Annotated in this window: 13 protein-coding genes; all 13 read left to right on the plus strand. The window is 68.2% G+C overall.

Features of this window, described 5'->3' with window-relative positions; genetic code table 11:
• The first annotated feature begins 1 nt into the window (after position 1).
• Genes ABMA59_RS31115 through ABMA59_RS31175 form a run of 13 tightly spaced genes read left to right on the plus strand, consistent with a single transcriptional unit; the run spans position 2 to position 26,793 of the window.
• On the plus strand, positions 2-289 hold the full coding sequence (locus ABMA59_RS31115) for a hypothetical protein (RefSeq protein WP_349009265.1): 288 nt from the start codon (positions 2-4) through the stop codon (positions 287-289).
• On the plus strand, positions 286-1,650 hold the full coding sequence (locus ABMA59_RS31120; protein WP_349009266.1) for a hypothetical protein: 1,365 nt from the start codon (positions 286-288) through the stop codon (positions 1,648-1,650). The genes ABMA59_RS31115 and ABMA59_RS31120 overlap by 4 nt, the downstream gene beginning before the upstream one ends.
• On the plus strand, positions 1,647-2,024 hold the full coding sequence (locus ABMA59_RS31125; RefSeq protein WP_349009267.1) for a GPW/gp25 family protein: 378 nt from the start codon (positions 1,647-1,649) through the stop codon (positions 2,022-2,024). The genes ABMA59_RS31120 and ABMA59_RS31125 overlap by 4 nt, the downstream gene beginning before the upstream one ends.
• Positions 2,021-6,658: a baseplate J/gp47 family protein gene (locus tag ABMA59_RS31130; RefSeq protein WP_349009268.1), complete on the plus strand. Its 4,638-nt coding sequence runs from the start codon at positions 2,021-2,023 to the stop codon at positions 6,656-6,658. The genes ABMA59_RS31125 and ABMA59_RS31130 overlap by 4 nt, the downstream gene beginning before the upstream one ends.
• Positions 6,655-9,129, plus strand: a complete 2,475-nt coding sequence (locus ABMA59_RS31135; RefSeq protein WP_349009269.1) for a baseplate J/gp47 family protein — start codon at positions 6,655-6,657, stop codon at positions 9,127-9,129. Before ABMA59_RS31130 ends, ABMA59_RS31135 begins: the two co-directional genes overlap by 4 nt.
• Positions 9,126-12,980: a phage tail protein gene (locus tag ABMA59_RS31140; RefSeq protein ID WP_349009270.1), complete on the plus strand. Its 3,855-nt coding sequence runs from the start codon at positions 9,126-9,128 to the stop codon at positions 12,978-12,980. The genes ABMA59_RS31135 and ABMA59_RS31140 overlap by 4 nt, the downstream gene beginning before the upstream one ends.
• A complete protein-coding gene (locus ABMA59_RS31145) occupies positions 12,977-20,710 on the plus strand; it encodes a hypothetical protein (protein WP_349009271.1) in 7,734 nt (2,577 codons plus the stop codon). Before ABMA59_RS31140 ends, ABMA59_RS31145 begins: the two co-directional genes overlap by 4 nt.
• 21 nt (positions 20,711-20,731) lie before the next feature.
• The gene (locus ABMA59_RS31150; RefSeq protein WP_349009272.1) at positions 20,732-21,064 is read left to right on the plus strand and encodes a hypothetical protein; all 333 of its coding nucleotides are present in this window, start codon (positions 20,732-20,734) and stop codon (positions 21,062-21,064) included.
• The gene (locus tag ABMA59_RS31155) at positions 21,061-21,273 is read left to right on the plus strand and encodes a hypothetical protein (protein WP_349009273.1); all 213 of its coding nucleotides are present in this window, start codon (positions 21,061-21,063) and stop codon (positions 21,271-21,273) included. Before ABMA59_RS31150 ends, ABMA59_RS31155 begins: the two co-directional genes overlap by 4 nt.
• The gene (locus ABMA59_RS31160) at positions 21,270-22,487 is read left to right on the plus strand and encodes a phage baseplate assembly protein V (protein ID WP_349009274.1); all 1,218 of its coding nucleotides are present in this window, start codon (positions 21,270-21,272) and stop codon (positions 22,485-22,487) included. Before ABMA59_RS31155 ends, ABMA59_RS31160 begins: the two co-directional genes overlap by 4 nt.
• Positions 22,488-22,504: 17 nt before the next feature.
• A complete protein-coding gene (locus tag ABMA59_RS31165) occupies positions 22,505-22,702 on the plus strand; it encodes a hypothetical protein (RefSeq protein ID WP_349009275.1) in 198 nt (65 codons plus the stop codon).
• The gene (locus ABMA59_RS31170) at positions 22,671-24,314 is read left to right on the plus strand and encodes a hypothetical protein (protein WP_349009276.1); all 1,644 of its coding nucleotides are present in this window, start codon (positions 22,671-22,673) and stop codon (positions 24,312-24,314) included. The genes ABMA59_RS31165 and ABMA59_RS31170 overlap by 32 nt, the downstream gene beginning before the upstream one ends.
• Before the next feature lies 1 nt (position 24,315).
• Complete coding sequence (locus tag ABMA59_RS31175; protein ID WP_349009277.1) at positions 24,316-26,793, plus strand: hypothetical protein; 2,478 nt, start codon at positions 24,316-24,318, stop codon at positions 26,791-26,793.
• Positions 26,794-26,893 lie beyond the last annotated feature (100 nt).

The following is a 26,893-nucleotide window of genomic DNA, read 5'->3' on the forward strand; positions in this document are numbered from 1 at the left end:
CATGATCAAAAACCGCAATTCGCGTCATAATGGCCTGGCCACCTACCGGGTGCCGATCCCCGGCCGCGACGGGACCGCTGACATCTGCCAGCCGCGCTTCCGCCCGACCGTCCTGCCAGAGACGGTGACGCAGGCCATCAGTGCCCAGGATCGGCTCGACACTTTGGCCTCTGCGCTGACCGGCGATCCCCAAGGCTTCTGGCGACTTGCCGACCTGAACCGCAGCTACGATCCGGCGAGCCTGCTGGACCCTGGCCGGACGATCCGCGTGCCCCGGAGGGTGCGATGACCACACTACAATACGAGCCGCGACTGCGGCTCTGGATCGATGGGGTCGAACTGCCGCTGGCGGGCGACAGAGTGTTGGAACTGGAGGTCGAAGAAAGCACGGACGCCGCGTCGTCCTTCCGGATGACTTTCGACATGAGCCCGGTCAGCGACGCGGCCGAGGGCGACTGGAGTCTTCTGGAACGCGGGCCCTTCCAGGAAGCCACTGGCGGACCGACTCTGGAACTGATGAGCCGTATCACAATAGGCTTCGTTCTAGCCCCCGATCCCGGGGCAGGCGAGGTCATCGCCGAGAACGTCTTCGATGGTTACGTGACCGAGATGCATCCGGTCTTCGGCGAGGCCAGAGTCGAGGATAGTCGGCTGGAGGTATCGGGGCTGGATGCCTCGTGCCTGATGCATTTCCAGACCGTAGTCAAGACCTGGTCGGGCAAGTCCGACAGCGAGATAGCAGCCACGATCTTCCAGAAATACGGGTTCAAGACCGACGGAACCTCAATCGAAAAGACCGCTCCGGTGCGCGAACTGGTGCGCGGTGCGATGGTGCAGCGTTGCACTGATGCTGAGTTCCTACGGCTTCTGGCACGCCGGAACGGGTTCGAGACCTATGTCGAGCTGGAACAGGGCGAGATCACCGAGGCCGCCCATTCTACCGTCCAGACGCGCGGCCATTTCCACGCCCCGGGCACGGAAGGCCGCGAGGTCGACACGACCAAGGTGCAACCCGAATTGCAGCTGTTCCCACGCGACGCCCCGTCGTTGCTCGAGTTTGACGCACGCTGGGAAAGCCACCAGCCGACACGAATGCGTAGCTGGCGGCTGAACGAGCTTACCCGGTTGATTGAGCGGAAGGACACGACTGACCCAGGATATCCCCGTCTGGGCCAAGACCCGCGCGAGAAAATCATCGGCGCGCGGCTAAAACAGATCGAGTTCGGCGGCCCGGCGATGGACCCGTCGGAGGGCGCGAAGGCGGTCAATGCCGACACGGCACTGAACGTGCTAGAGGCGAGCGAGATATTCTCCGGCCGGACACCGCATCACTCGACTGAACTCGAAGCGATGAACACCGCCGCGATGCGCGAGGCCGACTGGTTCGTGCGGGGCGCAGGCGTCGTTCGTGCTGAACGCTACCCGGCGATCGTGCGGCCGCGCCGCCCGGTCGGGCTAAATGGCGCGGGCCATCTTTTGAACGGCATTTGGTATTGTCTTTCGGTGTGCCACCGCTGGGCCCGTAACCAGCATCTTGCCGAGGGCGCGGAGAGTGAACAAGTCAGCCGCCGCTACGAAGCCGATGTCCGGCTCGCCCGCCACGGACTGGGACCGGGGGCCGGCGCGGCGTCGCGGGAGGCCGCATCATGAGCTTCTCCGCAATCCGCTTCCCATTCGGCATCAGCGCGCGCGGCGCGGTCTCGGGCGCTTCGCGGACCGACGTGATTCGCCAGCAGATCGAGCAGGTCCTGTTCACCAACCCCGGAGAAAGAGTTGGCCGACCGACCTTCGGCTGCGGGATCGAGCGGCTAGTCTTCGCCGGTACCGGATCGGCCACGATCGCGGCGGCGGAATACACGATCTCCGTCAACCTGCGCGAGGCGATGGGCGACCTGATCGACGTGGATGCAGTGCGGGTAACTGCCGAGGATGCCGAACTGTTGATCGACATCCTTTTCACCATCCGCGCCACCGGCGAAGAGCTGCACATGGCCACGACCCATCCGCTTGAGGGCGCAACGTGACTACCCGCACGCTCGATCCGCGTAACCTTGAAAAAGCGCTGCGCGCGGCGCAGGTGGCCTTTGCCGCGCGCGGGGTCGGCGAGGCCGAGACCTGGGTGTTGCCGCAGGGGCGTTACGTGATCGAGGCGCCTTTGGCGCTGGGTGCCGATGGGCTGATCCTGACGCTGCGCGGTGCGGGGCGCGGGGCGGAGTTGCACCTTGGCCAGTCGGCTGCACTTTCGTTGGTCGGCGCGCGGCTGCAGGTCGAGGGGCTAAGGATCACCGCTGCACGGGGCGTGCATACTGGGCTCGCAGCCCGAGCCTCAATGAGCCTACGGGTAAGCGGTGTGTTTGTGTCGGGGCTCTCCGCGAACGGAGACCTGACCGGGCTCTCGCTGCAAGCGCCGGACGTGCGCCTGGCGAATGTCGGTGTCTCCAGCCTGTCATCGGAGAACCGTGTCAGGGGAATTGCGGTGCAGCCGGGCGGAAAGATTCAAGCCGAGAAACTGCGAATCGGCGAGATACGCGGCTCGGAGGTCCTGGCGTTCGACGGGACCGGCGCGTCCGAGGTGCGGTTTACAGGCCTTGCCATCGGGACCCTGCGTTCGGACGGGCCGGTGACCGGCGCCAGGATTGGCGGGACTGTCCTGACGCTGAAAGAGGCCACCGTCTCCGATCTGAAGGCGGGGGGACCGGCGCTCGGGCTTTCGCTGGCCGCGACCGGCACGGCGATCGTCGGTGATCTGCGGGTTTTCGATCTAACGGGTGCGGGCGCGCCGGGACTGCCGTTCGACGATCTCGACGGAGACGGCGCATTGGGTCTCTGGCTTGCCGCACCCGCCGGACGGCTGGAACGTGTGACGATCGGCACACTGACAGCTTTGGCGGGGCGCGATATCGCGCTGCGCCTTCCCGCGGACTTCCCGGTCCAGGGCCTCTCGGTCGCGCGTTCGCTCGATGGCGGCGACCTGGCGGCTGCGCTGGCCTCGGCTCAGGCAGCATTGGAGGCAAGCCCGGCCGGCGCCGTGGCCGAGTGGTCGCTGCCCGCAGGTGACTTCCACCTGGCGGCGGGCCTTGCGCTCGGGGCCGCCGGCCGGGGTCTGACGCTTCGAGGCGCGCCGAAGGGGCGCGGCAGTACCCGGCTAAGCTTCGAGGCGCAGGGAGGAGGGCCGGTAGCGGGCGACCTGACGGCGCTGGAGCTGACTGGCACCGAACTGAGCCTCACAGCGCTCGGCATCGACGCCCGAGCCACCGGATTCCTGACGGCTCTCGCCATGACCGCCACCACCACGGCCCTCTGCGAGGGGGTGAGCTTCGGTCCGCTTCGCGCCGGGACCACAACGGGTGTTACGGTCGACGCGCCCTCCGTCACACTGCGTGACCTAGCGGGCGATGACATCGGCGCGACGGCCGGCCACGTCATCGGGCTCGCACTGACCGGCGGTGATGCGGCAATTGCGGGCCTGTCGCTATCAGGTCTGGCCGCCTCGGGCGACGTCACCGGCATTTCCACAGATATGACCGCAGGCGCCAGCTTCTCAGCCGCGCGGATCAACGGTCTGACAGGCCGGATCGCGACCGGGCTACTGGCGCGCGTCAGTGGCGGCGCGCCAGGCATCATATCGGCATTGGACGTGCGGCTGAGTGGGTTGGAGGCGCGCGCCGGCGGCGACATGGCACTCGGAGCGGCGATCCTGTGCCGGGGGGATGTCGAACTGAGGGCGCTGGGCACGAAAGGATTACTCGGCGAGCGGGCATTAGGCGTTTTGATCGCCGCGACCGGCAGCGTCGACTGGCTGGCCGGAGAGACGACCGACATCCAAGGCCACAGCACCGGCGCGGCGGGCGCGCGCATCGTGGTCGCGGCCCAACCCGCGCGCGATGACGGAACGCCGGGGATTGCCCTGCGGGACCTCGTCGTCGAGGCGGTGCGCGGTGCCAACCCGTCCGGCCAGAGTGCGCCAGCCGACAGCTGGCTGACCTTGGGACCGGAACTGGCCGAGGCGCTGATCGTGGGCGGTGTCGCCGCGCTTCCCGGCCCGGGAACGGCGGGCCATACGCCGGAGGTCACAGGCCTGTCGGTCACCGCGCCGGTTTCAGACTTTGCCGAGTGGCTCGGCGGGCAGGATCCAGGCTCGCTCACCGTCGAAAGTTGCCTCGTCCGACGTGTCACGGGCACAGCGGTGCAGTTCGACGCCGCGCTGCGTGATGTCTCTCTGCGCGGGACCGAGGTCTGGACCGCCAGTAATACCGGATGGATCGACGCCGAACGCGTGCTGCTGGCGAATCTGACGGTTCACCACGTGGGTCATGGACTCGACTGCACGACCTCCGACGTGACCGCGGTGAATTCGCTTTTCACCGCGACGGACAACGGGCCGGGCCTTTTCGTCGGCCTGGGCGGCGACCTGAACGGCGGCACCTCCTGGGCCAGCCTCGGCAGCGCGCCTCTGGCGCCCGAGCCTGATCCGCTGCCCTACGTGGCGTCAGGTCCCACGACGCCTGTTCCGGCGACGTTCCTCGCCGGGACGCTGACACCAGCGACTGACATCGACCTGTCGCTTCTACCCGGAAACGCGCTCGATCCCCTGGCAGAGCCGGTGCCGGGGGATGCGCCTGGGGCACCGGTCTGGATTGGTGCCAGCCAGCCGCGCGCGGGCGGGCACTGCGTCTTTGCCGATCCCGACCCCCCGCCGGCGCTCGCGCCGCTGCCTGCGCCAGAACCCAGCCCCTTCGTAGACTATGTCGGTCGCGACGGGAGCGCTTTCCTCGCGACGATGATGGCTCGCGCCGGGGTCGTCATGCCCGAATGGACAACGCGGACGGCGGGCGACTTCACAACGATGTTGATGGAGATGCTGGCGTCGGAGATGGACCTCGTCGCCTACCGGCAGGAAGAGGCGGTTGCGAATGGCTACCTGTCTACCGCTACGCTGTGGCGCGCGCTCGAAGATCACGCGAGGCTGGTCGATCACATGCCCGACCGCGGTCACTCGGCGAGCGCTATGCTGCGGTTCGAGGTGACAGACGCGGCTGCCCTTGGTCTGGAGGCCGACTTCGCGGCGGGAGGGACACTTGAGATTCCTCGCGGGACCCTCGTCGTGAACCCCGATGCCGACGCACTGTCGCTTGTCTTTGCGACGGAGGCGACGCTGGCCTACGACCCGCTGGTCGCCAGCCTGGATCTGGTCGAGGACAGCGTGATCCTGTCCGGCGGGCTTACCGCACGGGTCGCCGGCGACCTTGCGCCACGGCTCGCCGGGCGCTGGCTGGTGGTCGAAGGTACAGGGCCAGACGGCGAGGATCTGCCGCGCCATGTGGTTCGCGTCGTCTCGGTCGAGCAGGGCGCTGATTCCACGCTGATTGCCTGGGATCCCCGTCGCCCTGCACCGGCCGAGTATGCCGCCGGGCGCTGTACGCTGCGCGGCAATGTCGTTCCGGGCCATCACGGGGTGCCGCTCGAACCACTGGCGCCGGGAGTGGAGGCCTCGGCCACGGCGGCAGATCCGCTGGCGCCCTGGCGTGCGATGATGACGCTGGAAGTGACGGCGCCTACGGGCCGGCTGGCCGAGGTCACCCTGCCGGTCGGGCCGGTCAGCCGGCACCGGTCAGGTTGGCCCCTGCCCGACGAGGCGCCCTCGATAGGCGCGGCGCGGATAGCCGCCACCCTCGATGGCATTCCGCTAGCGCTGGTCGAGGACCTGTCGGCCGAGACCGGCGGCGCGCCGACCATGTCCCTACGCTCCTCGCGCGCGGGGCGGCCCGGGCTGGCAATCGCTTCGGCAGGGGACGGTGGTCGCCTGGAGCTCGCATTGTCGGTCGGCCTTGGCGCCATCGGGAATGTCGGCCGCGGGGCGCTGACCCGTGTACTCACTTTCGGCCCGGGCAGCGAGATAGAAATGCTCCTGCCGGGCCGTGCCGACCGGCTGGACGTACTGAGCCGGGCCATCGCAGTCACCAACGATCTGCCCGCGACCGGCGGCCGCGATCCCGACGGGATCGAGACGATCCGGGCCACGGCGCCGCTGGCGCATCGCCGGGCTCTTTCGGCAGTCGCGCCGCGCGACTACGAGCGACTGCTCGAGGCAATGGACGAGGTCGGCGCTGCCCGCGCCTCGGTGATCGACACCGGCCTCGGCCGCACCGTCTTGGTGACCGCGCTGATGACCGGCGAGGACACTCTGACGCTGGACGAACTCGCAGAGGCTCGCGAGGCGGAGCGGCTGCGACGCTGGGCGCTGACCCGGAGGCGTCTGGCCGAAATTCGGCTCATGGGCTTCGACGTTGAACTGGTGCCGCCGGACTTCGTGCCTCTGGACATCGACTTGGCGGTCGACATCGCCGACTGGGCTAGTGCCGACCGGGTACAGCGCGGGGTGGAGGCCGCGTTGCGCGACGATGGTGGGCTGTTCGATCCAGACCGGTCGGGCCTTGGCCGGGACGTGACGCCCGACGCGATTCAGCGCGCGGTGCTGGCGGTCGAAGGCGTCACCGCGGTTCGTATTCTGCGGCTGCGGCGGCTGGCGCCGGGCGCACAGGATTACGCCCGCGCGATCCAGATGCCCATCGGCGCGACCGAGGTCGCGGTGCTGGCCCGACCCTTCGGCGGTCCGGACGGCGTATTGACAGTCACCACCTGCGGAGGGATGGCATGACCATCACCCAACGCCCCGCCCCAGCGACAAGCCGCGTCCGAAGCCACCCCGAACTGGTGCGCGAGATCGCCGACGCGGCGCGGCGCGCCTTTGCAGGGGCCGAGACGCCGTGGGATCCGCGGCGCGACCGGCGCGAGGTGCCCGACCCCGGCCGCGGCTTGATCGACTGCTATGCGCTTCCGCTCCATGTGCTGTGGACCTACCAGGAGGAATGGGCGCGTGAGGGGTTCTTGCCATGCCTGAGGCTCGACGCCTCGCGCAAGCGCCTCCTGGAGCTGGTCGCCACGCCGCCGACGCCCGGGCTCGCCGCGTCGGGCCTGCAGCACTTCGTGATTAAGCCAGGCCGCAGCGCTACCCTCCCGCCCGAGTTCCGGCTGACGGCACCCGCCGCTGGAGGTCGCCCAGAGGCGCAGTTCGAGACGCTGAAGGCGGCCGAACTCTCACATGAGAGGAACGCCTTCCTGCCGTATCTTCCGACCGTGCTCCCCGCGCTAGACACCGCTGGAAGCATCGCCGCCTCGGCGCAACTGCTCGATCCCGAAATCTTCGTGCCGCCGCCGGGCGCTCCGCTTCTACCGCAGTTGGAGCGGCGGCTCGCAGCCGGGCTGGCTGGCGACGTCGCGCGCCGAAACGCCGACCGCATGCGGACACGCGCCTTGCAGCGCGCCGAGACCCTGCGCGAGTTGCAGGAGACGGGGGCCATTGACCCGTTCTCGGAGGCTTTCCAGACGCTTTGCGCCGAGGTCTGTGCCGCGCAGTCACTTGCGAACGAGGTGCCGGCCGATGCCGAGTTCGGCCCTCTGTCCGAGGCGCAGGAGATGCTGCTGGGACAGTTTGGCAAGATGGCCCGGCGCCAGCCGTCGGCCATGGCAGGGCTCGAATCCGCACTGGCCCGACAGGCAAGCGAGAGCGATGCCGACTGGTCGCGCCGGCTGGATCAGACCACCGGTTTCCTGGACGCGCTGGTGAACGGGCTGATGCAAGACGCGCGCGACCAGATGGTGCGACTCTACGGGCCGGGCAAGCTCTCGCGGCTCGACCGGGCGCTGCGCGCGCCGGGCGATGGCGCGCCTGGCCAGCCGCCGCGCGGCTTCGCTCCGGTGGGGACGGATACCGTATTCCTGCTGTCGAGCCTCGACGAGTCCCGCGCGGAGCGGACTCAGAGCACCTTCCTGCGGACCGGCGACTGGCTTGTCGTGGCCGAAACCTCGCGCACCATCCTGGCGAACGGTGACGTGCGCGAGGACATCGCCTACCGCCAAGCAGTGCAGGTTATGCGCGTGTCCGAAGCCGTACCCGATGGCCGCAGCCTTGCGATGACGCAACTGACCTTCCGCCCCGCGTTATCCCGCGCCATGTGGCTCAGCGACACGATGATTTTAGGCAACATCGTGCCCGTCAGCCATGGCAAGACTGTGCGCCGCACCGTCACGCGCGCACAAATCGGCGCGGCGGGGCTTGTACTAACCGGCGATCCGCTGACCTGGTTGCCTGATCCGTTGGCTCCGGCTGGGCGCAAGACGCAGGTCTCGCTCAGGATCAGCGGACAGGTCTGGACCGAGGTGCCGATCGCCGCCATTTCCGAGGCCCCGCCGGGCGCCTTCTTCCTGGCGATCGACGCCGAGGGCGTGGCGCGGCTGCGGATCGGGGCGGGTGACGTCGACGCGCCGATCCCGGCCGACGCTCCCATCGAAATCAGCTATCGGGTCGGGTCCGGCCCGGACGGCAACCGTGCCTCGGGTGCGGTCAGCGAAGTTGCCACCGCGCACAGCGCCATCGCGGCAACGTTCAATCCCCTGCCAATGGAGGGTGGGATCGCGGCCGAGACCGCCGAAGAGGCACTGGAGGCCGGGATCGCCGCCTCTGTCCTAGACCGCGCTGTCTCGGTCGCGGACGCGCGGCGGCTGGCGCTGAACTACGGATCGGTGCGTCGTGCCGCGGTGCGTCGTCATCGGCGCCGTGGCGGCACCGTCGAGGCGCGGGAGCGGCTGGACATAGTTGTGTCTGGCATCGCCGGTGCGGAGCTCTCGGCGGTCGAGTTGTCGGATCTCACCGCATTCCTTCTGGCCCGGGTTCCGCCGGGTATCGCGCTTGACGTGCGCAACCGCCAGATCGCGCCAATTCTCTCAAGGCTTCGCCTCAGGGTCGAGCCGGGCGCCTCCCCGCTGGCGGTCATCGCTGAGGCAAGGGCGCGGCTGGGATATGACCCGGCCGACCCGCCGGGGCTTCTCGATCCGTCGAAGGTGGAACTGGGGCAGACCCTGAACCTGTCGGACTTGCATCGTGCTCTGTCGGGTATTCCGGGGCTTGCCTCACTGCATGTCGAGGCATTCCACCGCGGCGGAGAGCGTTTCCCGCGTCGTGCGGACCGGATCGCGGTGGACTTCGCGGAATTGCCGCTCTGGGCGAGGCGTAGCGCCAACGCCGAGCCGCTCGACATCCGTTGGGAAGAGGCACGCGACTTGCCATGACCTTGCCCGCCACACCGACTCTGGCCGACCTGACCCCACGCGCCCAAAGACTCGCCGGCCTGGTTCCGGGCGTCTACCATCGCCAGGACGCCCGCACCCAGCCGGAGCGCCCGCTCCTGCGGCTGCTGCAGGCGCTGGCCGAGCCGCTCGACATGCTGGAAGCAGCTGTCGACACGCTGCACGAGGACCATTTCGTCGAGACCGCCTCGGACGAGGCGCTGGCACTGATCGCCGATCTGGTGGACGCGCGGCTCTACCGCGATGGGGCGCCGACCAACCGTGCGGTGATCGCGCAGATGATACACTGGCTGCGCCGCAAAGGCACGGTGCAGGTGCTCGAGGACGTTATCTCCGGCTCCACCGGTTGGAGCGCCGAAGTTGAGGAGGCATTCCGTTCGCTGTTCGTCACCCAGCGGCTGGATCATCCGGTGCCGCAACGGGGACTGACCGCAGTGACCTGGGATCCGATCGGGCTAGCCGATCCTCTGTCGCGGCGTGCCGCTCGTGGGACCGGGCCGCGCGACGCGGCGCGGTTGATGGACCGGGACGCGCTGGTCCGGGCCGAAGGCGAAACGGTGGAAGCCGCACTGCGCCGGCTTGGCCAAGCCGATGCCGGACGCATCGCCGTCGCGCCGCGCAACTTGGATCTCAACGGCTGGGCGCAGCCGCATATCGCCCTGATCCGGACCTCGCGACTTGCCAGCGCATTTATTGAGGCGCGCTCGCCCGGCAGTGCGCATCCGTTGGCGGGACCCGATGGACGCGGCACGATCCGTGAAATCGCACATCGCCATCGGGCGAATGTCAGCTTCATCGGCTTCACGTTCGACCCCGCGGGCGGTGTGGAGCGTGCGGTCTGGGACGCGCCGGTCGAGGCCGACTATGCCGCCGCCCGCCTGACGCCGGCACATGAACCGCCGCCGGAGCCCGTCCCTGAACGCAGGGCGACGCAGGTTCTGACGCCGACAGCACTGGCCGTTGCGGGCGCCGAGGTCGAGGCGAGTGGTGCGCTACAGATCGAGGTCGACGGCGTCTGTCTGGTCGGCGCGGATGTTCCGGAGGATATCGGCCCGGCTGAGTTCCGCCCGGTGATCGGCGATCCGGTTCTGCGCCTTGCGGATGCGGATCGGCCCTCGCCTGCTGACCGCTGGACCTTGCGCCTTGTCGCGTTGGACAACGATGCAAGCATTGCCGCGACCGTAGCCGGCAATGTCGCGCTCGGCGCGGCGGGAGCGGAGAACGCCGCGACGCTGGAGTTCCGCGCGACAAAGGGTCTTGTCGCGGCGCCGACCGAAGGACCGGCCGCGCGATTTCAGGCAGGCGGCGCCGTCGCAGCGATACGGCTGACCCGCGACCAACTGGACCGGGGTTACCGCCGTGCGCCGAATGGCGACTGGACCTCCCAGACCTTCGGCGTTGCGGGCGGCGCCCCCTTGAGCCCGGTGGTCGCAATGGCCGACGCCGGGCCATTGCGGTTGGTCCGGCTGGAACGGCGTGGAGTTGCGATCGGCCTCGCGGCGCTGCAGCCCGCTAGCGGGCCGGGCTGGAGCTTTGCACCGCTCGACCTTGGCGCGCTTGCCGCTGAGAACAGGCCCGACACCGATGCCCCGGTCGATGGACCGTTCCATGCTCTCGTGGCGGCGTCGGACGGGTCGCTTCTGCTGATTGGCGCGGACGAGCCCGAGGCGGGCCTCGGTCTTTGGCGGATCGCTGATCCCCTGGGCAATCCCGCGATCGACCGAATGGACGCGGCCCCTGCACTGCATCCCGCGGCGCGGCTTCTGCCGATGGCCTGTCTGCATGGTGACAGGCTTTGCATCTTCGGCGGCGCCGACGAGGCGGCCGACGGTGCGGAGCCCGAGCCGCGCGACGACCTGTGGTCGATCGCGCTTGCCGGGCCTGAGGCGTTCACCTGGCGCCCGCATCACATGCGCCTGCCGCGTGGCCGGCAGGGAGAGATTCCGCGAATAGGGGGGCAGTTGGTCTCGACGCCGGAGGGTCTGGTGGCGATCGGCGGCGCGTCGAAGCCGGGATCTCTGTCAGCGGCTGTCTTCCTGAGCGATCTGGCTGGACCTCGACCTCGATGGACCGAACTCTCCGACATACCGCTCGAGGAGGCCGGCGCGCCGGGCGCGCTTTGGGCCGCCCATGTCGGCGGCCGCTTGCAAGTGCTAGTTTGGGCGAACCGCACCGCGCCGCGCCTCATGCGGCTGAATGCGACCGCCACGCGGTGGGAACAGGGTCCGCTGGAGCGGGACGGCAGCCCGAACCCGCCCACGGACGGCGATGCGCTGTTCGTCGGGGAGGAATTCATCGTCACCGGCCCGCCGCCGCTGCCGCCGTCCGAGGTTGTCTTCTCGCGCGGCGCGAGGGCGCAGATCGCCTTCCTGCCCGCCGTCCATCTGACCCGCGAAGCGGACATGGCTCTCTTCATCGTCGAGGTTGACGGCACCGCGCGCCGCTGGCTTCCGCCCGGCGAGTTGGCGCAGCCGAGTTTCCACCTGGGCGGGGGACGCGCCGCACCGACAGCGATCCGCCGGGAGGTCGCACCCCGCTTCGGCGCGTGCGAACGGCTGGCATGGCAACCGCTCAAGCTAAGACAGGTGTCGCTTTCGCCATGGGACAAGCCGCTGGCGCTCGATCTATCCGACACGGTGGGCGTCGATCCACGCCTTGGGCGGGTAGTGATGCGGCAGGGCCTGGCACCGGGCCGGATCAGCTTTTCCAAGCGTGTCGCGCGCCCTGCCCCGGCTGGTCCGGGGTTTGAGGCATTCGAACCCTCGATCCAGCGCACATGGGCGGATCCGGGGGCGCGCGGCGATGCCGTCGTACGCCGGGTGCCGAGAGACCTGGACATGACATACGTCGACCCGCAACTTGCCGGCGAGCCTGCGCCCCTAGGCCTTTACGCTGCCGACCTCGCGATGGCGACAAGCGGCGGTAATGCGCATGTCGTTTTTGCGGGATCGCCTCGACTCGGGCCGACGCACCTGCGCCTTGCCGAGGGGAGCCGCACTGTCATCGGCCACGGCGCCCCATCGCACGTTCCGTTTATAGCTCCCGATCCGGACGGCACGTCGCTCACGCTGGCGGAGCGGATGTCGGCCGGGGGGGAGGCCGACGAGGGACCGCACGTCTGGCTTGGCGGGCTGGACCTGGGTGGGCGCTTGGAAGGACAGATGTCTGCAGGACGGATCGACGTGCGGTGGTCCTGGCTCGGCCGGCCGGGCGCGACCGGATTGTCGGTTCTTGGCGCCGGGTTCCAGTCTGGGCCGGCCTTGTACACGGTGCCCGAGGCGATGCTGTTCGTCTTTCTGCACGGCTGCCATGTCGGCCGGGCGGCACTGCCACCTTGGGCGCAGTTGATCGCGACCGGCTGCACCTTTGATGCGGGGGATCGCGGCGCGGCGGCGATCGATGCAACTGGAGGGCGTATCCGGCTTAGGCACTGTACGGTCCTGGGCACGACCCTTGCAGGGCAGATGGAGGCCTCGTCCTGTGTCTTTGCGGGAGAAGTCATCGCAGGCCGCCCCGACCTCGGTCACCTCAGGTTCTCCGTCCTGCCAGAGGGTGGGCGGCCGCCGATGCAGTTTCGCTCGATGGTTGCGCCAGTTTCGTTCACCTCGGCCCTACCGGGCTGTGCGTCGTACCTCGCGCTCGACGACAACAACCCGCCCGCGCTGATGATGGCCGGCGAACGGGGCCAGAGCCCGGGCGCTTACGCCGACCGCGTCGGCGCCTGCCACGAGATGATTTCGAGAACCGAAGACTTTCTGCCGATGGGCATGACGGCCCTTCACGAGGACCGCACCCGCCGCGTCGGCTTTGCCATGAATCGGAGGCTGCCATGAAGGCCCGCACATCTCGATCCCGCTTCGACGAGCGCCGGCGCTTCAACTTCGTAGGCGAGGAGATGGGTCGCGCCCGACTCGATTCGGACGCGAACGAACAGGCGATGATAACCCGTACCGATGCGTGGCGACGGTCCGGCGATGTGGCCGAGGGATCGCCGGACGACGGGTTCCTGGTATCAGAGTACAACCTGCTGGACCCTGTGCTGGGTCTGGCGGGCTGGCGCGGCGCCGGCCTGCCCCCCGGCGACCTGCGCAACATTCGGATGGAGGTGGGCCTGGCCCGGCGCGATCCCGAAAGCCTGCCGCAAGTGATTCGGGCGCGTGGCGTTACCGCGCTACACCGGACCTTCCCGGCGTGGCTTGACCTTCTGTCGCGGCCTGTCTCGGGCATCGAGGGCGCCGCGACCTTCCAGGCCGCCGCGCTAATCGCTCAGATCCGGTTCGACCGTCCGCCGACCGACGACGAGGTGGTGAACATTCGCATCATCTTCGAGGACGCGGCCGGGCAGGCGCGAGAGGTCGCACCGGTCGATCCCGGCGTGCAGGCGGGCGAATGGCGGCAGATTAGCGTCCCCCTTGCCGCCTTCGCCGCCTTCCCGCGCTCCAACGCGCCGAACGGCAACGCAAGGCTTCTGGTCCGTGGCTGGGGTCTCGCCGGCCTGCCGCCGCGCGCCGAAATCTTTGTCGACGCGCTGCTGGCCGTCGATGACGACCTGCCGGAGACCGACCTCGTCCTGCGCGGCGGCGATGGGACGGTGACCGGCGCGGGCCGGGTCTTCGTCGCCGGTCGACGCAGCTTCATCGAGGGCGACTGGCGCTACTCGGCGCAACCCGATCTGCCAAACCCGGTGCCGCTGGTGCGACCCGGCGACCTCAGCCGGCGGCATCTGCTCTACTTCGATATCTCAGACCGGCCGGTCCACAGCTTCGATGACAGCTTCCTCGAGGAACCAGCGCTCGCGGGCGAACCGACCACCTTCCGCTCGCGGATGGTCACACAGATCCGCGCAGTCGAACTGTCCAGGGACGCGCCGCTTCTGCCGCCCGAGCCGATGGGCGGCGGCCTTCTCACCACCAACCTCGCCGAGGGCGCGAGGCCGAACCGGTTCCCGATCGAGGACCCCGATCCCTGCCGCGACCGTTGTCTGTTCTCCGAGAACCTGTCGTCCGGCGAAGGCTACCGCGGCAAGATCAACGCCCATGTCCGGATCGAGATTCTGCACGACGGCGCGGGTCTCGCCGCCCCTGTGATAGCGTGGGCGCGCGACAACGCCGCGCAGGTCTCGCCCCTGATCGAGGACGCGGCGCAGACGTCAGCCTCCGTCGTCATCAGCCACGAGGAGGCGGGGCGCTACTCGGTCGACGACCTGGTGGTGGTGGAGGACGATTGGACCCGACTTGACCCCGGTCGCGACGGGCACCGGCCGACGCTGCGCCGCATCCGGGCGGTTGACACCGCCACCGGGCGGCTGGAGTTTTTCGCAGGGGCCGAGGCGCTTGCAGAGGTGCCTGCGGCGCTGAACGTCGGCGGACCACTCGGCCGTGCGTTGCTGATGAGCCGCCACGCCGCGGTGCGACGGTGGGACGGGGCTGACTGGCTGTTGACGGACGTGCGATACAACCTGCGCGACGGCATCGCCTTCGGCTTCGACGGCGTGGATTTCCGCGCCGGAGAATACTGGAGTTTCGCAGCACGGATCGCCGATCCCGACGGTGGCGCTTTCGGCACGGTGGACCAGTTGACGCTAGACCCGGTGCACGGGCCGCAGCGCGACCGCGCGCCGGTCGGGCTGCTGGAATGGCTGCCGCAGGGGCGTCGTCTGATCGACCTCCGCCGCAAGTTCATGCCGCTCGACCACGTGCGAGACCGACTGATCGAACTGGGCCGGCGGCGCCTGTCACCGGGCGCCTTCACAGTGGTGGTAGGCGACGGCGTTCGCACCTTCGGCGACATCGACCAAAATATCGCCGAGGGTGTCCATGGGGACGAGGTGATCCAGACCGCCCTCGCCCGGCTGGGCGGCCAAGGCGGCACGATCTACGTCCGTGCCGGGGACTACGTCCTGGAACACCCAGTGATCCTGCAGGCCCGGTCCTCGGTCAGAATCCTCGGCGACGGTCCGGCGACCCGGCTGCGCGTCACCGGAGCGGGCGGAGCCTTTCACCTCGACGCCTGCGGCGCCGAGGGGCACGTCACGATCGAGCTAATGCGCGTTGAGGAGACACCGGAGGTCAACACGCCCTTCGGCTCGACCCGGCCAGCGGCGATCATTCTCGGTCCCATTACCGGTCTGGAGGCGATCGTCGCGGGCATCCGCGAAGTGCGGCCGCTTCTGCCGGCCGACCTTGCGCTGGCGGACGCAGGTCCGCAAGGGCTGGTGGCGCGGCTGGGCGAAACGCTGCGCGGCCTCAGGCCGGGTTTCGGCAGGATCGGAGCCTCGATCGTTCGCACGCTGGAAGAACTGCGCCGCTTGCAGCGCGAACGGCCCGGCGTGCCGCTCGAACAGAGTGCGCCGGACCAGCTGCAGGTGCTGCAGGGGCTGCCACATGGCGTGGTCACCGTCTGCGACAGCCGCAACGTCGATATCTCGCGCCTGGATATCCTGTCGCGGGCGCCGGTGGGCGGTGCGGGAACGGTGGCGGCGGGTGTGCTGATCACCGGCGATTGTGCCAACGTCACCGTCCGAGAGAACCGGATCACCGCGCCGGCCGGCATTGTGGCGGTGCCCTACGCGCGCTACCTGTCCATCGCCACCATCCTTGCCTTCCCGCGCTCTGCGCTCTACCTCGGCGACATCGTCATCGCCGATAACGACCTTGCCCCGGTGGATGGGGGCCGCGACGGGATATCAATCGCCGATGGCCGTATCGACGGGCTGGGCATCACAGGCAACCGGATCCAGAGGTTCCTGACCGGGATCACCGTGTCGGACCAGGCCGAGAACCGCTCGGCGGCGCTGGACCGGATCGTGGTGAGCGACAACCAAGTGGTCGACGTGCCCGAGATCGGCCTGTCTTTGGACGGCGACGGGATCGATGTCGCGGCAAACGAGATTCGGTTGGCCGATTTGGGCGCGGGCGTGGCACCCGATACGCGAAGCGGCATCCGGGTCACGGGAACCGGAGTGCGAGTGCGCGACTGCTGGATCGCGCTGCCGCCGTCACCCCAGAATCGCGGTCCATTCGCGCTGGAGGCCGGCATCGTCTTGGGGTCTGGCACATATGCGCCGGGCCTGCCAACCCGGCCAGTCAGCGACCTTGAGGTCGTGGACACGCGCATCCAGGGCTCGGGCGCCACGACGCTGGCCGACGGCATCGTGCTGGCCGGACCGACGCCCGCGCACAACCTCCGCCTTCTGAGGAATCATGTTATGGGCTTGGGCGGATCCGGCATCCGCGCTGTGGGGCATGGCGGCGTTATCGGCGCGCTGGAACTGGCCGAGAACCGGATCGAGGATGTCGCCCGGGCCAGCGTGACGTGGAGTGTCGCCGCGACCCGTGCGCTGGCCGATCTTGAGCCGAGGCTCGCCAACTTGCCGGCCAACGCCACACCGCGCAGTGCGTTGGAACGGCTGCTGGCGCTGGACGGACCAGCTCACGTCGCGGTCGATGCACTCCTTCGCTGGCTCGACGAGGCACTTCTGCGCGGCGGCGTGGTGTTGAGCCATGTCGAGGGCGCCGAGATCCTGCGCAACGTGATTGACGGTGTCGGCACGCGCGTTTTGCCACCGAATTTCCGAGATCCGGGTGGAGAGATGCGCACAGCGGGGTTACTGACGATGGGCGGGCGCGACTTGATCGCGCGCGACAATCGGGTCGCCAACATCACCGGCGTGGTCGAACCGATCGTCTTCAACCCGCCCCTGTTTCTGCCGCCGGGCAGACCGCCGCTTCTGGACCTGTTCGACAAGTTCCGGCTGGAGCCATTGGCCCCCGCAACCTCGGCTGTCTTCGTTCCCGCCGCGTCTTTGCACAAGTCCATCGCCGGGCTGCGCGCCAAGGTGGCCGACTTCGCGCTGGCTGGCGGAGGCGCTGTCGAATTGCGCTCTGGTCTTCGGCTGGCGGTCGACACGGTGCTGCCCTCTATGCGGGCGGCGGGCGGCGAACTGGCCGTGATCGCCGGGCGCATCGCCGAAGCGAGCGAGATGGTCAGCGCCTCCAAAGGCGCGGCAGAAGCGTTGCAGGCGGCGGACCTGCTGCGGGGTGCGGTGTCCGACGCCGCCGGGATCACCGCGCCGGACGTCGAAACGGCGAAGATATGGTCGGTGGCCGGGTCATTTGACAGGACGGCACTTGCCGACAAGGCCGTCGTTACGGAACAGGCCGAGTTTATAGCCCGGCGTTTCGAGGAGTTGCCGAAGGTTCAGCAGCAGGCCATCCCCGACCTGATCGAGGTCGCCAAGGCCGTCATCGATCGTCCAGGCGACGCCGAACCGAGGCGCAAGCTGAGCGCATCGCTGGGCAAGCTCGCGCTGGTGGTCGAAACCGCGCAGACCTTTGGGGCCGCTCCGGCGGGCGCGGCCGGAACTCCCGACATCGACCGGCGGTTAGCCAATTTACGGGACCTCAGCACGCGGCTGGTGACCGGGCTGGAGGATACCAACAGGGGCACGATCATCAATCGCTTCGCGATTGCGGAACGTTCGGTGACGGCGCTTCTAACCGTGCTGGAACCGGTGGCGCCCGACCGTGCCGCCCGCGTCCGGGCGGCTTTTGCCAATGCCGCAGCGGGACGCAGGCTGACTTCGGCCCGCCTCACCGAACTGCGCGATCTCGTGGCGAGTGAGTCGGCCGCCGCAGTCGCCGAGATGGAAGCTCGACCTGTCGGCGTCTTTGTGACGGCGGCCGGCGGCGACCTGGCCGAAGAGGTTGCAAAACGCGCGCTCGACCGCAGCAAAAGCGTGATCTCGGTTGCCGCCAAGGCAGTCGACAGCCGCATCGCCGAGGCTGCCGCGCTCGACAAGCTGGACGAGGCGTTCGAGCTGAAGCTGGCCGAGGCCGCAACCAGGCAGTTGGCCGAGCTGGTGGCCGAGGAAGACGGCGTCGGCGGCCAAGTGGATGACGCGCTCACGGCGCTATCGCGCGCCCTGGAGACCGACGATCCCAAGGCGCGAGCCGAGTTCCGCGAAAGGGCCCGGTTCAGCTTGGACGCGCTGACAAAGGCGGGCGATGTGCCCGGAGCGGAGGCCACGACCGCGCGGGCGATTCCGGCCGACCGTCTGGGGGTGCTGCCGCAAATGGCGCTGGAGATAGGCGTCTATGACAAGGCCAAGGACCGAGCCGATGGCGTCGCCCTTTTCGGCGACGCCGCGGAACGGAACATGAGGGCGCTGGACCTCTCGTCGAAGGAGCAGGACACGGTCAGATCGCAGATCGCCGAGGCGAAGAAGACCCTGAGCCTCGACGCCCCTTCACCTGATGCGCTCGCGTCGGCCGTCTCGGCGCTTGCGTCCATCAGCGCAAAGCTGGCCAAGTCGGGTGCAGCGGACCGTGCGGCGGCGCCCGAGACCACGCCGCTCTCGCAGCTTGCGCAGTTGATCGAGACGGCGACGAGCACCAGCGGCACTGAACAAGATCGGGTGTTGCAGATACACCAGGCGCTCGGCGCCGCGCCCGACATGATCTCGCCCAGCCTACGCGACGGCATCCTGGCGACGCATGACCTGGCCGGGATTCTCGACAAGCTGAAGCGTGGCGTGGGCTCGATCACCGGCATTCCGCCGCTGATCCTGCCGCCACCGCTGCAACCGAATGGGTTCCGGGCGCATCCGGCGGACGGGTTCTATTGTGCCGCGCCCTCATCGGCCCTTGCGCTCGACGGCAACGACATCGCGGCTGCCCGGATGGGCATCGTGCTGGCAGGAGCCGCAGACCATCCTCTCGCCCCCACCGGCGCGCAACTGACACGAGTGAGCGTGACAGCGAACCGCATCGATCGAGCACCGATCTCGGCTATCGACCTGCGGCCCGAGGGGACCGTCTCGCTGCAGGTCTTGGACAATGCGGCAAGGGCATGCGCGGGCTCGGCCGATCCGGCCCAGACCGCCTACGCGCAGGCGGTGGTCGCCATCATCGGCCGGGGCGAGTTGGTGCTGAACGACAACCGCCTCGCAGGAAACGGCAACCGCACATCGGCGGCGCTCCTGCATGAGATTCTGGTCGACTGGCGTGGCGACATCACCGCGCGCGGCAACCGCATCCGCCACGCCGGCGGCCAGACCGGCGGAACGGGCCTGCTGATTGTGACCTCGGACCTTGACGCGCGGCTGGTCGGGCGCCTCTCGCGCGAGCCGGCGCTGGTGGTCGAGCCAGTGCCACTGGTCAAGCCTCCGGGCGGCGCGAAGCCGGGCATCGCGGATCTGTTTCCCAGCTTTCTGAATGCCGAGCTTTTTGCGGTCAACATGATCCAGGCGACCACGGCCAAGTCGAGCGCGGCGAACAGTTTCGAGTTCGGCGCCATCGAACTGGCCGATGCGGCGAAACCCGTCAGCTTCACCGCGGTTACGACCGGCCCGCGCCCTGCGCCCGATATAGGCCCAGCCATTGCAGCCGCTGACAGTTGGTTTGCCGATCTACCGGTGCTGGAGCCGGTAAGGCCGATCAAGCCGATCCTGGATTTCATCCGCTTCCGGCCGCCGATCATCCTTCTACCGCCGCCGCGCGTACGCCGCTCGGTGCAGGTGGTGGCTAACGATATTACCGCGCAGGGTCCCGCGCTGCAGATCCTGAACGACGGGGTGGCGCTGATCTCGGGCGGGGTGACCGCGAACGAGCTGGAAACGGCGACCGGAACCTCGGCAGTCTATCTGCGCAATCTCGACGCCGTTGTTTTCACCGGCAACCGCTGCGAGGCGCTCGGCGAGGTGAACGTCGCTGTCCTACGCTGTGGCAACGCGGCGGTCACAGCATCCTCCAACGGGCTGGTCGGAGACCAGCCAGCGGCGCTGCCGCCGAAACCGTTGCCCAGGCCCAAGCCGATCCCCTTCCCGGGCGGGACCATCAAGCCCGGCCTCAGCCTCAAGCTGGACTTCGGCGAAGGAATGGGCCTGTCTCTGCCGCTGCAGGCGGATGCGCTTCTGGAAGGGTTACGCAACGGCGACCAGCACGGGGTCTACGGTCAAAGCGCCCGCGAGGCCGAGGCGAAGTTCAAGGTCTTCGCCGCGGAGAAGACGATCAGCCCGGCCGTGCGGATCGTCAATTCGAACCTTCTGCGCGGTGCGGCGGGACTGGCCAATGCCGACAACCCGCCGAAGGACGAGGACGGCGCGGCTTTGCACACGGTCCTGAGCGATCCAAATCTCAGCGCGGGCGGCAAGCTCTTCGGCGTCGCCAAATTCCTGCAGTTCTCGGACACCCAGGCCCGTACGCTGGTTGCACGACAGATGTACGAGGCAGGGGGGGACGGCGCGCTGGCGTTGGAACGGGGGATCAGCGTCCTGGCCGGCTCAGGCGACGCCGGCGCCGCGGTCGTTACCAAAGCCGCCGCGCCGCGCGCGTTGTTCGAGGAGATGATCGGCGCCACCTTGGGGACGGCTCGCCCCTCGTCCATCTTCGACTACGGCAAGTTCGCGCCCGTGCCGCCGCCCCAACCGCCGCCGGCGAGAACCTTCGCGCGCGACCGGTCGCTGGTAATCATCGGAGGTGCGCGGGTCGCCGCTGTCGGCAATGCGACCAGCGCCGGTGTCTATGTCCACCCCGGTCCCGACCTAGTACTGCTCAATGTGTGATCTGATCATCGGAGGCCCGAGATGACACTCAGCAATCTGACCCACGAAGAGATCACCGGAGTCTTGCCGCCCGAGGCGCCTGGGCTGAAGCCCAATGATCTAGACGGCGCGCGCGCCTTCAAGATCGCGCATTTCGACGCCGAGCTTGTCCGGCTGGCGGACAGCGTCTCACTTCTGGACGCCTGGCGCGGCAAGTTGGATTTGGTCCGCCCGCCGGCCCAACCCAAGACCCTGCAGGACCTGGTGGCGCAGGCGCGTGACACTCTGAGGCGCGGTCGGCTGGGCACCGACCGGGTGCTGATCGACCGGCGGATTGAACTGGTGACGACGCTCAGAACCGAGATTGCACGATGACGATGCGGGCCGCGCTAGAAGGCTTTCCCGCAGGCGAGACGATCCTGATCTTCACGACGCTTGGCCATGCCTATTCAGGCCGGCTGGTCGACATCGACGACACCACAGTGACCATTGGGCGACCTGACGGCGGGGCGAACATCACGCTGAACCTCGGCGATATCTCGGGCGCGCGCGCGCAACAGGAAGAGGCGGAGCCGGGCACATGATTGAAGACCTCGTGCAGCGCCTCATCGACCGGCTTGACCACCACTATCTTGGCAAGTACCGGGGATATGTCTCCGCCGTCGAGGACCCGGAGGGCCGCGGCCGCATCCGCGCCGTTGTGCCGCGTCTCCTGGGCGAGCGGGAGCAGACGGGCTGGGCCGAGCCAGCGTCGCCATATGCAGGGCCGGACCAGGGATTCTTCACCGTGCCAGACCTTGGCGCCGGGGTTTGGATCGAATTCGAGGAAGGCGATCTTTCCAAGCCGATCTGGGCCGGCTGCTGGTGGGGGGCGCCGACCAAAGAGGAGGTCGAGCACGCCGACTCGGCCACACGCCGGCTGACACCGATGACCGAGGCGGCCGAGCAGTCTGGTGCGCGGGTACCCGAGACGCCGCAGCACTACACGCCTCGCGAAAGTCCAACGCCGAAGGTACGCGTGTTCAAGAGCGCGACCGGACACCACATCGTGCTGGACGACCGCGAGGGGTCGGAACGGATCGAGATCCATGACAGCCGCGGCAACCGGCTAATCCTGTCCGAGGAAGGGCTCGACCAGATCGTCATCAACGACCGCACCTACAACAAGGGCAACCGCACCCACGACATCGACGGCCGCGACGTTCTGGAGGTCGCCAAGGACCAGGAGGAGAAGGTCGGCGAAGGCCATGTCCGCGAGGTCGGCGGCGACGTCGACCTGACCGTCAAGGGCAGCTGGTCCGAGGAAATCTCGAACGGCGGCTACAAGTTCACCTACGGAACCGACGGCTTCCGCGAGACTGTGCGCGGCGACGTCACCCAGACCATCCAGGGCGGAGAGACCAAGACCGTCGTGGGCGCGGCCAGCCACACATATACTGGCGGGCTGAAGATGAATGTGGGCACTGGATCGATCGGGCTGATGTCCTCCGGCCCTTTCCAGGTCAACGCGGCCATGGCCGATACTTCGCTCAGCGCGCTGTCGCTGTCTGCCGGCGTGGGCAACGTTTCGATCAACTCGATGCTGGGGGTGATGCAGTTGGGCGGCATATCCGCCTATTCGCCGATGGTGCTGGGTGACGGACTGATGATCCACTTCACCGTGCTCAGCCAACTGCTCAAGGCGGTCTACCCTCCATTGGCCCCGATCTATGGTCCGGCCATCGACACCTGGGCGGCGATGACGCCCGCGCTCGACCTCTCCTATTTCGGCTTCGTCAAACGTTTCCCGGTCGGCTGACCGGAGAAAGGAGACCCATGTCCAACCAATCCCCGTGGCGGCCCATGGACTTCGGCGACCTGGAACGGCGCCTCCTCGAGGCGCGTGATCTGTTGGCGCAGGCCGCCCGGATGATCGCCGTGCAGGAGATGGAGAAGGTGTCGTCGATCGCCGACATGCACTTGGAAGAGGAGAAGCAACGCGATGAGCATTCACACCGGCGACGCTACCGCTGACCTTCTCTCGATTCTGAGACTGCACTGCCCGCGGGTGGCAACGTCCACTGCCGCACTCGAGGCCGGCTCCGGCAAGCTGCGCTGGCGCCCGATGACGCTGGGCGACGTACCGGGTGTCAGCGAGGTGATCGGGCTGGTTGAGCCGCCCGTCAAGGTCGTCTCGGCCTTCCTGAAGGTGGTCAGCGGGATACTCGACATACTGCAGGCGCTGCTCCTGGCTCTGCCCGATCCGATCAAGGCCATCATAATGGCCGCCTACGATCTGTTGAAGGGCATAATTGACGACATCCTCGCCACGGGCGCCTACATCTACGTCGATGTGCCGGGCCTTCTGTCCAACCGCAAGACCATCAACGATCTTGGCGGCCGCATAGCCGATCCTCCGCAATGGCTGGCCGGTGGCCCGAGAGAGGAACCCGTCCGCCCCGCCGCGGGGTTTGAGGCCTGGGCCGAGACCTTCATACGCAGCTTTGACGATCCGGGCGACGAAAATCGCCCTATCTTTTCCGACAATGCACCTGTCGAGGCGCTGTTCATCGTGGCGACCATGCCCAACATGGTCGACTTCCGCCGGTTCGCGAAGCTCTGGGCCAAGCTCCTCGACATCTCGGCCTTCGAGAAAATCTTCGACGAGTTCGAGTTCCCGGTGAAGGACCCCGATCGCGAGCGCGTGCGCGGCAAATCGGTTGCGCCGGACTGGCGGTCCTGGAAGCTGCGCGACATCGGCCCGAAGGACTATCCGCTGCGCAAGCTGGAACAGATCCCCGAGTTGCTGAAGACGCTGCTTTTGAACACCGACAACCTGATCGAGACCCTCCAGAAGCTGATCGCGGCAGTCCAGGCCAAGGTGAAGATCCTGCAGGAGTTCATCGAGCTGATCGAAAGCGTGATCGACATCCTGCGCGCGCTGTCGGCGACCGGACTGCACGCTCTGCCGGTGGTCACGACAGAAGGCGTCGAAGGGTTGAAGAAGGCTTTCCTGGAGGCCGAGAACCGTCCGAACGACAACCCCGAGACCAGCAAGCCAGACAAGGCCTCTGCCATTATGGGGGTCTGTTTGATGACCGGGAGTTCGGGGGCTGTGCCGTTCAATCCGCAGATGCTTTGGGCGATGCTCGGCCAGGGCAAGAGCTTCGAACAGGCCTATGCGGGGACGATCGAGGAATTTAAGGCCGCCGGCGGGAGAGTCGAGAAGGCAGCGCTGGACGTGAAGGGCATTGCGAGCGACGCCTGGAGCGGGGCCGAGGGCGCATCGGGCGTCGAGGGCAAGGGCGTCACCGGGCTCTGGAACCACTTCGAGACGAAGATGGTCGAGGTCGGCGGTGACATCGAGGCCTATTTCGACTCGCTGCCCGACCAGCTTCGCACCGATATCGACCGGGTGCTCGGCGCGCTCGGCATGTCGCTTCTGCAGGCAGACGCGCTGTTCCGCGCCGACCGCAACCGGTTCATCGCGCTTCTCGAAGCGGCGTTGGCGCCGGGCCAGCCGGTCAGCCCGGCGGTAATGGGCCATATCGAGGCTACTCGCCGCGCCCGCCGTCGCGGCGCCAGCGGCATGGCGGCCGCCGTGGCCGCGGGGGCATGGCCCGACATGGGACCGCGAAAGGGATAGGATGCGCGCTGCCCGACATCTCGTGGCCGAGATGGAGCTCTGGAAGCTCTGCTGGCAACAGGTTGAGGCCTTCGTCGACCGCGTAGAAGGCGCGCGCGACCAGGATAACTCGGCCGAGGCGCGGTTCCACGCGCTTCTGAACGCGGCGCTGGTGGTCGAGCGCGAGCGTGCGCTGCGTAGCGAGACGGCGCCTCTGGGCGATCCGGTCGTCACGGGCGAACCGCGTCCCAGCCTGGCGACCGGCTGGACCGGCGAATACCGGATCTGGCGGCTCCCTGGCGCGGACGAGGCCGAGCTTGCTGTCGCCCAGCTTTATGAGGAACCGGGCAGCGGGCAGGACCCGGTCCAACTTCTGCCTCCTCGCGACTTCTACAGTTACTTCGTCGAACCATCGGACAAAAAGTTCGCCAAGTCCGACAACGGCGAGATCACCGTGCGGATGCCGGCCTATCCGGGCGCCGGAACGGCGACGATCATCGGCACGGCCGCATCGATCACCACCAACCCCATTATGGGCGGCATTCTTACCCCCGACATCAAGGAGGACGGCGACATCGTCAGCCTGTTCTCGCCCGACCGGCGCGAGGACGCGACGCTGGACATCGACCAGACCGGCGAGTGGATCCAGACCTGGTCAGAACTGACCTCGAAGCGCCGGGACAACCGGGCGTCGGCGAGCGAGGGCGACGTGAAATACTTTGGCGCCTCGGGCTCGACGACCGCTTGGTCGGCGGGCACGGCGCAGGAGGCGCTGACGCTCTGCGACAACGTTATCGCCGGGCGGCCTGCGGTCGGCACATTCTACATGGCGACCGCGCTGAAAGTGGCGGAAGCGGCACGCGGCGCGGCGCAGACCGTGGCCGGCAACGCCCAGATCCTGCGGGACGCCGCCGAAGTGCTGGACGAGACCGGAACCAGAAGCGCCGACATTCCGGGATTGTTGCGCACCACCGCCGACGGACTCGCCCCGCGGCCGGATCTCTTCGTGCTCGTGGCCGATGCCGCCGATGCACTGGCTCCGCTGCTTGCCGTTTCGCCCAACAGCACGCCTTCGGCCAGCACCCTTTCCGCGCGCAAGACGGCGGCCGAGGCACTGCGCGCTGCGGCGGGCGAGGTTCTGGCCGCCATGTCGGGGGCTAACCTTCCTCTCCTGATGGCCCCGCCCGAGGCCGGGCCGCTTGGCCCCGAACTTGACGAGACGCTGGCTGAGCGGATCGCCTATCCCGACGGGTCGCTGCGCATCCTGCGCGCGCTGGAACAGGGCTTCGTCCGGTTCTGGCCGTCGCGCATGCGCTGGTTCCTGCAGCGGAACCGTCTGACGCTGGGTATCGCCATGGCCCGTTTCCGCGCCCCCTTCCTCGCCGGTCTGCGCGCGCTGCTGCGGGGGGGCGACACGGGGTTCCCGGTCGATGGGCTGTCGGTGCTGACGCCAGCCGCCACGCGGTCGACGAAGCTGCGCCTCGGCCATCCGGCATCGTTGCTGCCCGCGATGAGCGATGTCGAGGCCGGCCACATGGTCCTGACCACGGAAGGCCGCTCCGCCGCGATGACAGTATTGGGCGTGACTGGAGACCAGGGTCGGCTGGCCTTCGATATCTCGCCCTTGAGAGTGTCCACCGCGCCTTCGCCTGCGGCCGGGCCGGAAGACTCACCAGGCCTCATCAACCCGGGACAAGCGCTGGACACCTTCGTGCCGGGAACCGGGCTGTCGGTCGCCGCGCTCATGGGGGGCGAGGATCCCTCCGATCCGGTCCGCGACGGACCGGTGGAATCCGCGGTGATCCTCTACAGCCAGCTTGCGCTGCTGTTCGGCTGGAAGGCTGTCGAGCCCGCGCTGTCGTCCTCGGTCCCGACCTATGCCGCGCGGTCGATCCCTGACCCGTCCGGCATGCCGCTGGAATCGCTGCATCTCTACGGTGGGGCCCCGGCCAACGTGACGACGTTTGTGATCAGGGGGGCCGGGGCGCAATTCCTCGACATGTCCGTGCCCAGCGCGCCCCGGCCGCGGATCGCGCGGCCGGGCGAGCACCTGCTGATCCGAGGCCGAGCCAAGGGTGAGGACGACGGCCGCCCCGGCCAGATTCGGCAGGCCGCGATCATGGCCGGTGACTGTTACGCCATCCCGGCGCAGGCCTTCCATCGCATGGACAAAAGCGCCATCGCGCTGCTTTCGACCACGCCCCTTCCCTCGGGTGACATCGACGCCTGCCTTGCCGGGTGCAGGCCCGAGGAACCGTTGATCATGCTGGTCCTGGAACGCACTTGGCAAACCTTCGAACTGGTCTCCGAGGTGACACTCAGGCGCGATTTCGACGGGTTCGACCTGCCCTCCCTTGCGGCGGGCACGCTGATGCCCGTCTCGGTGATCCAGACGGTGACGGGCAGCCCGCCTCCCGGCCCCGCCGACGTCGAACGCAGTGGCGAGTTCAAGGCTGCCCGCGGCTACCTGGAAGAATGGACGAGGTTCGCACGACGATGAGCGACGATTTCACCCATCGTGAGCTGCTGGCCGAGCTGATGTCGCTTCTGGACGACATCGACAGGGTCATGGCGCCGCATCGTCGGAGGCAGGGCGCGCC

The organism is Mesorhizobium yinganensis (genome assembly GCF_040081985.1).
Lineage (GTDB): Bacteria > Pseudomonadota > Alphaproteobacteria > Rhizobiales > Rhizobiaceae > Kumtagia > Kumtagia yinganensis.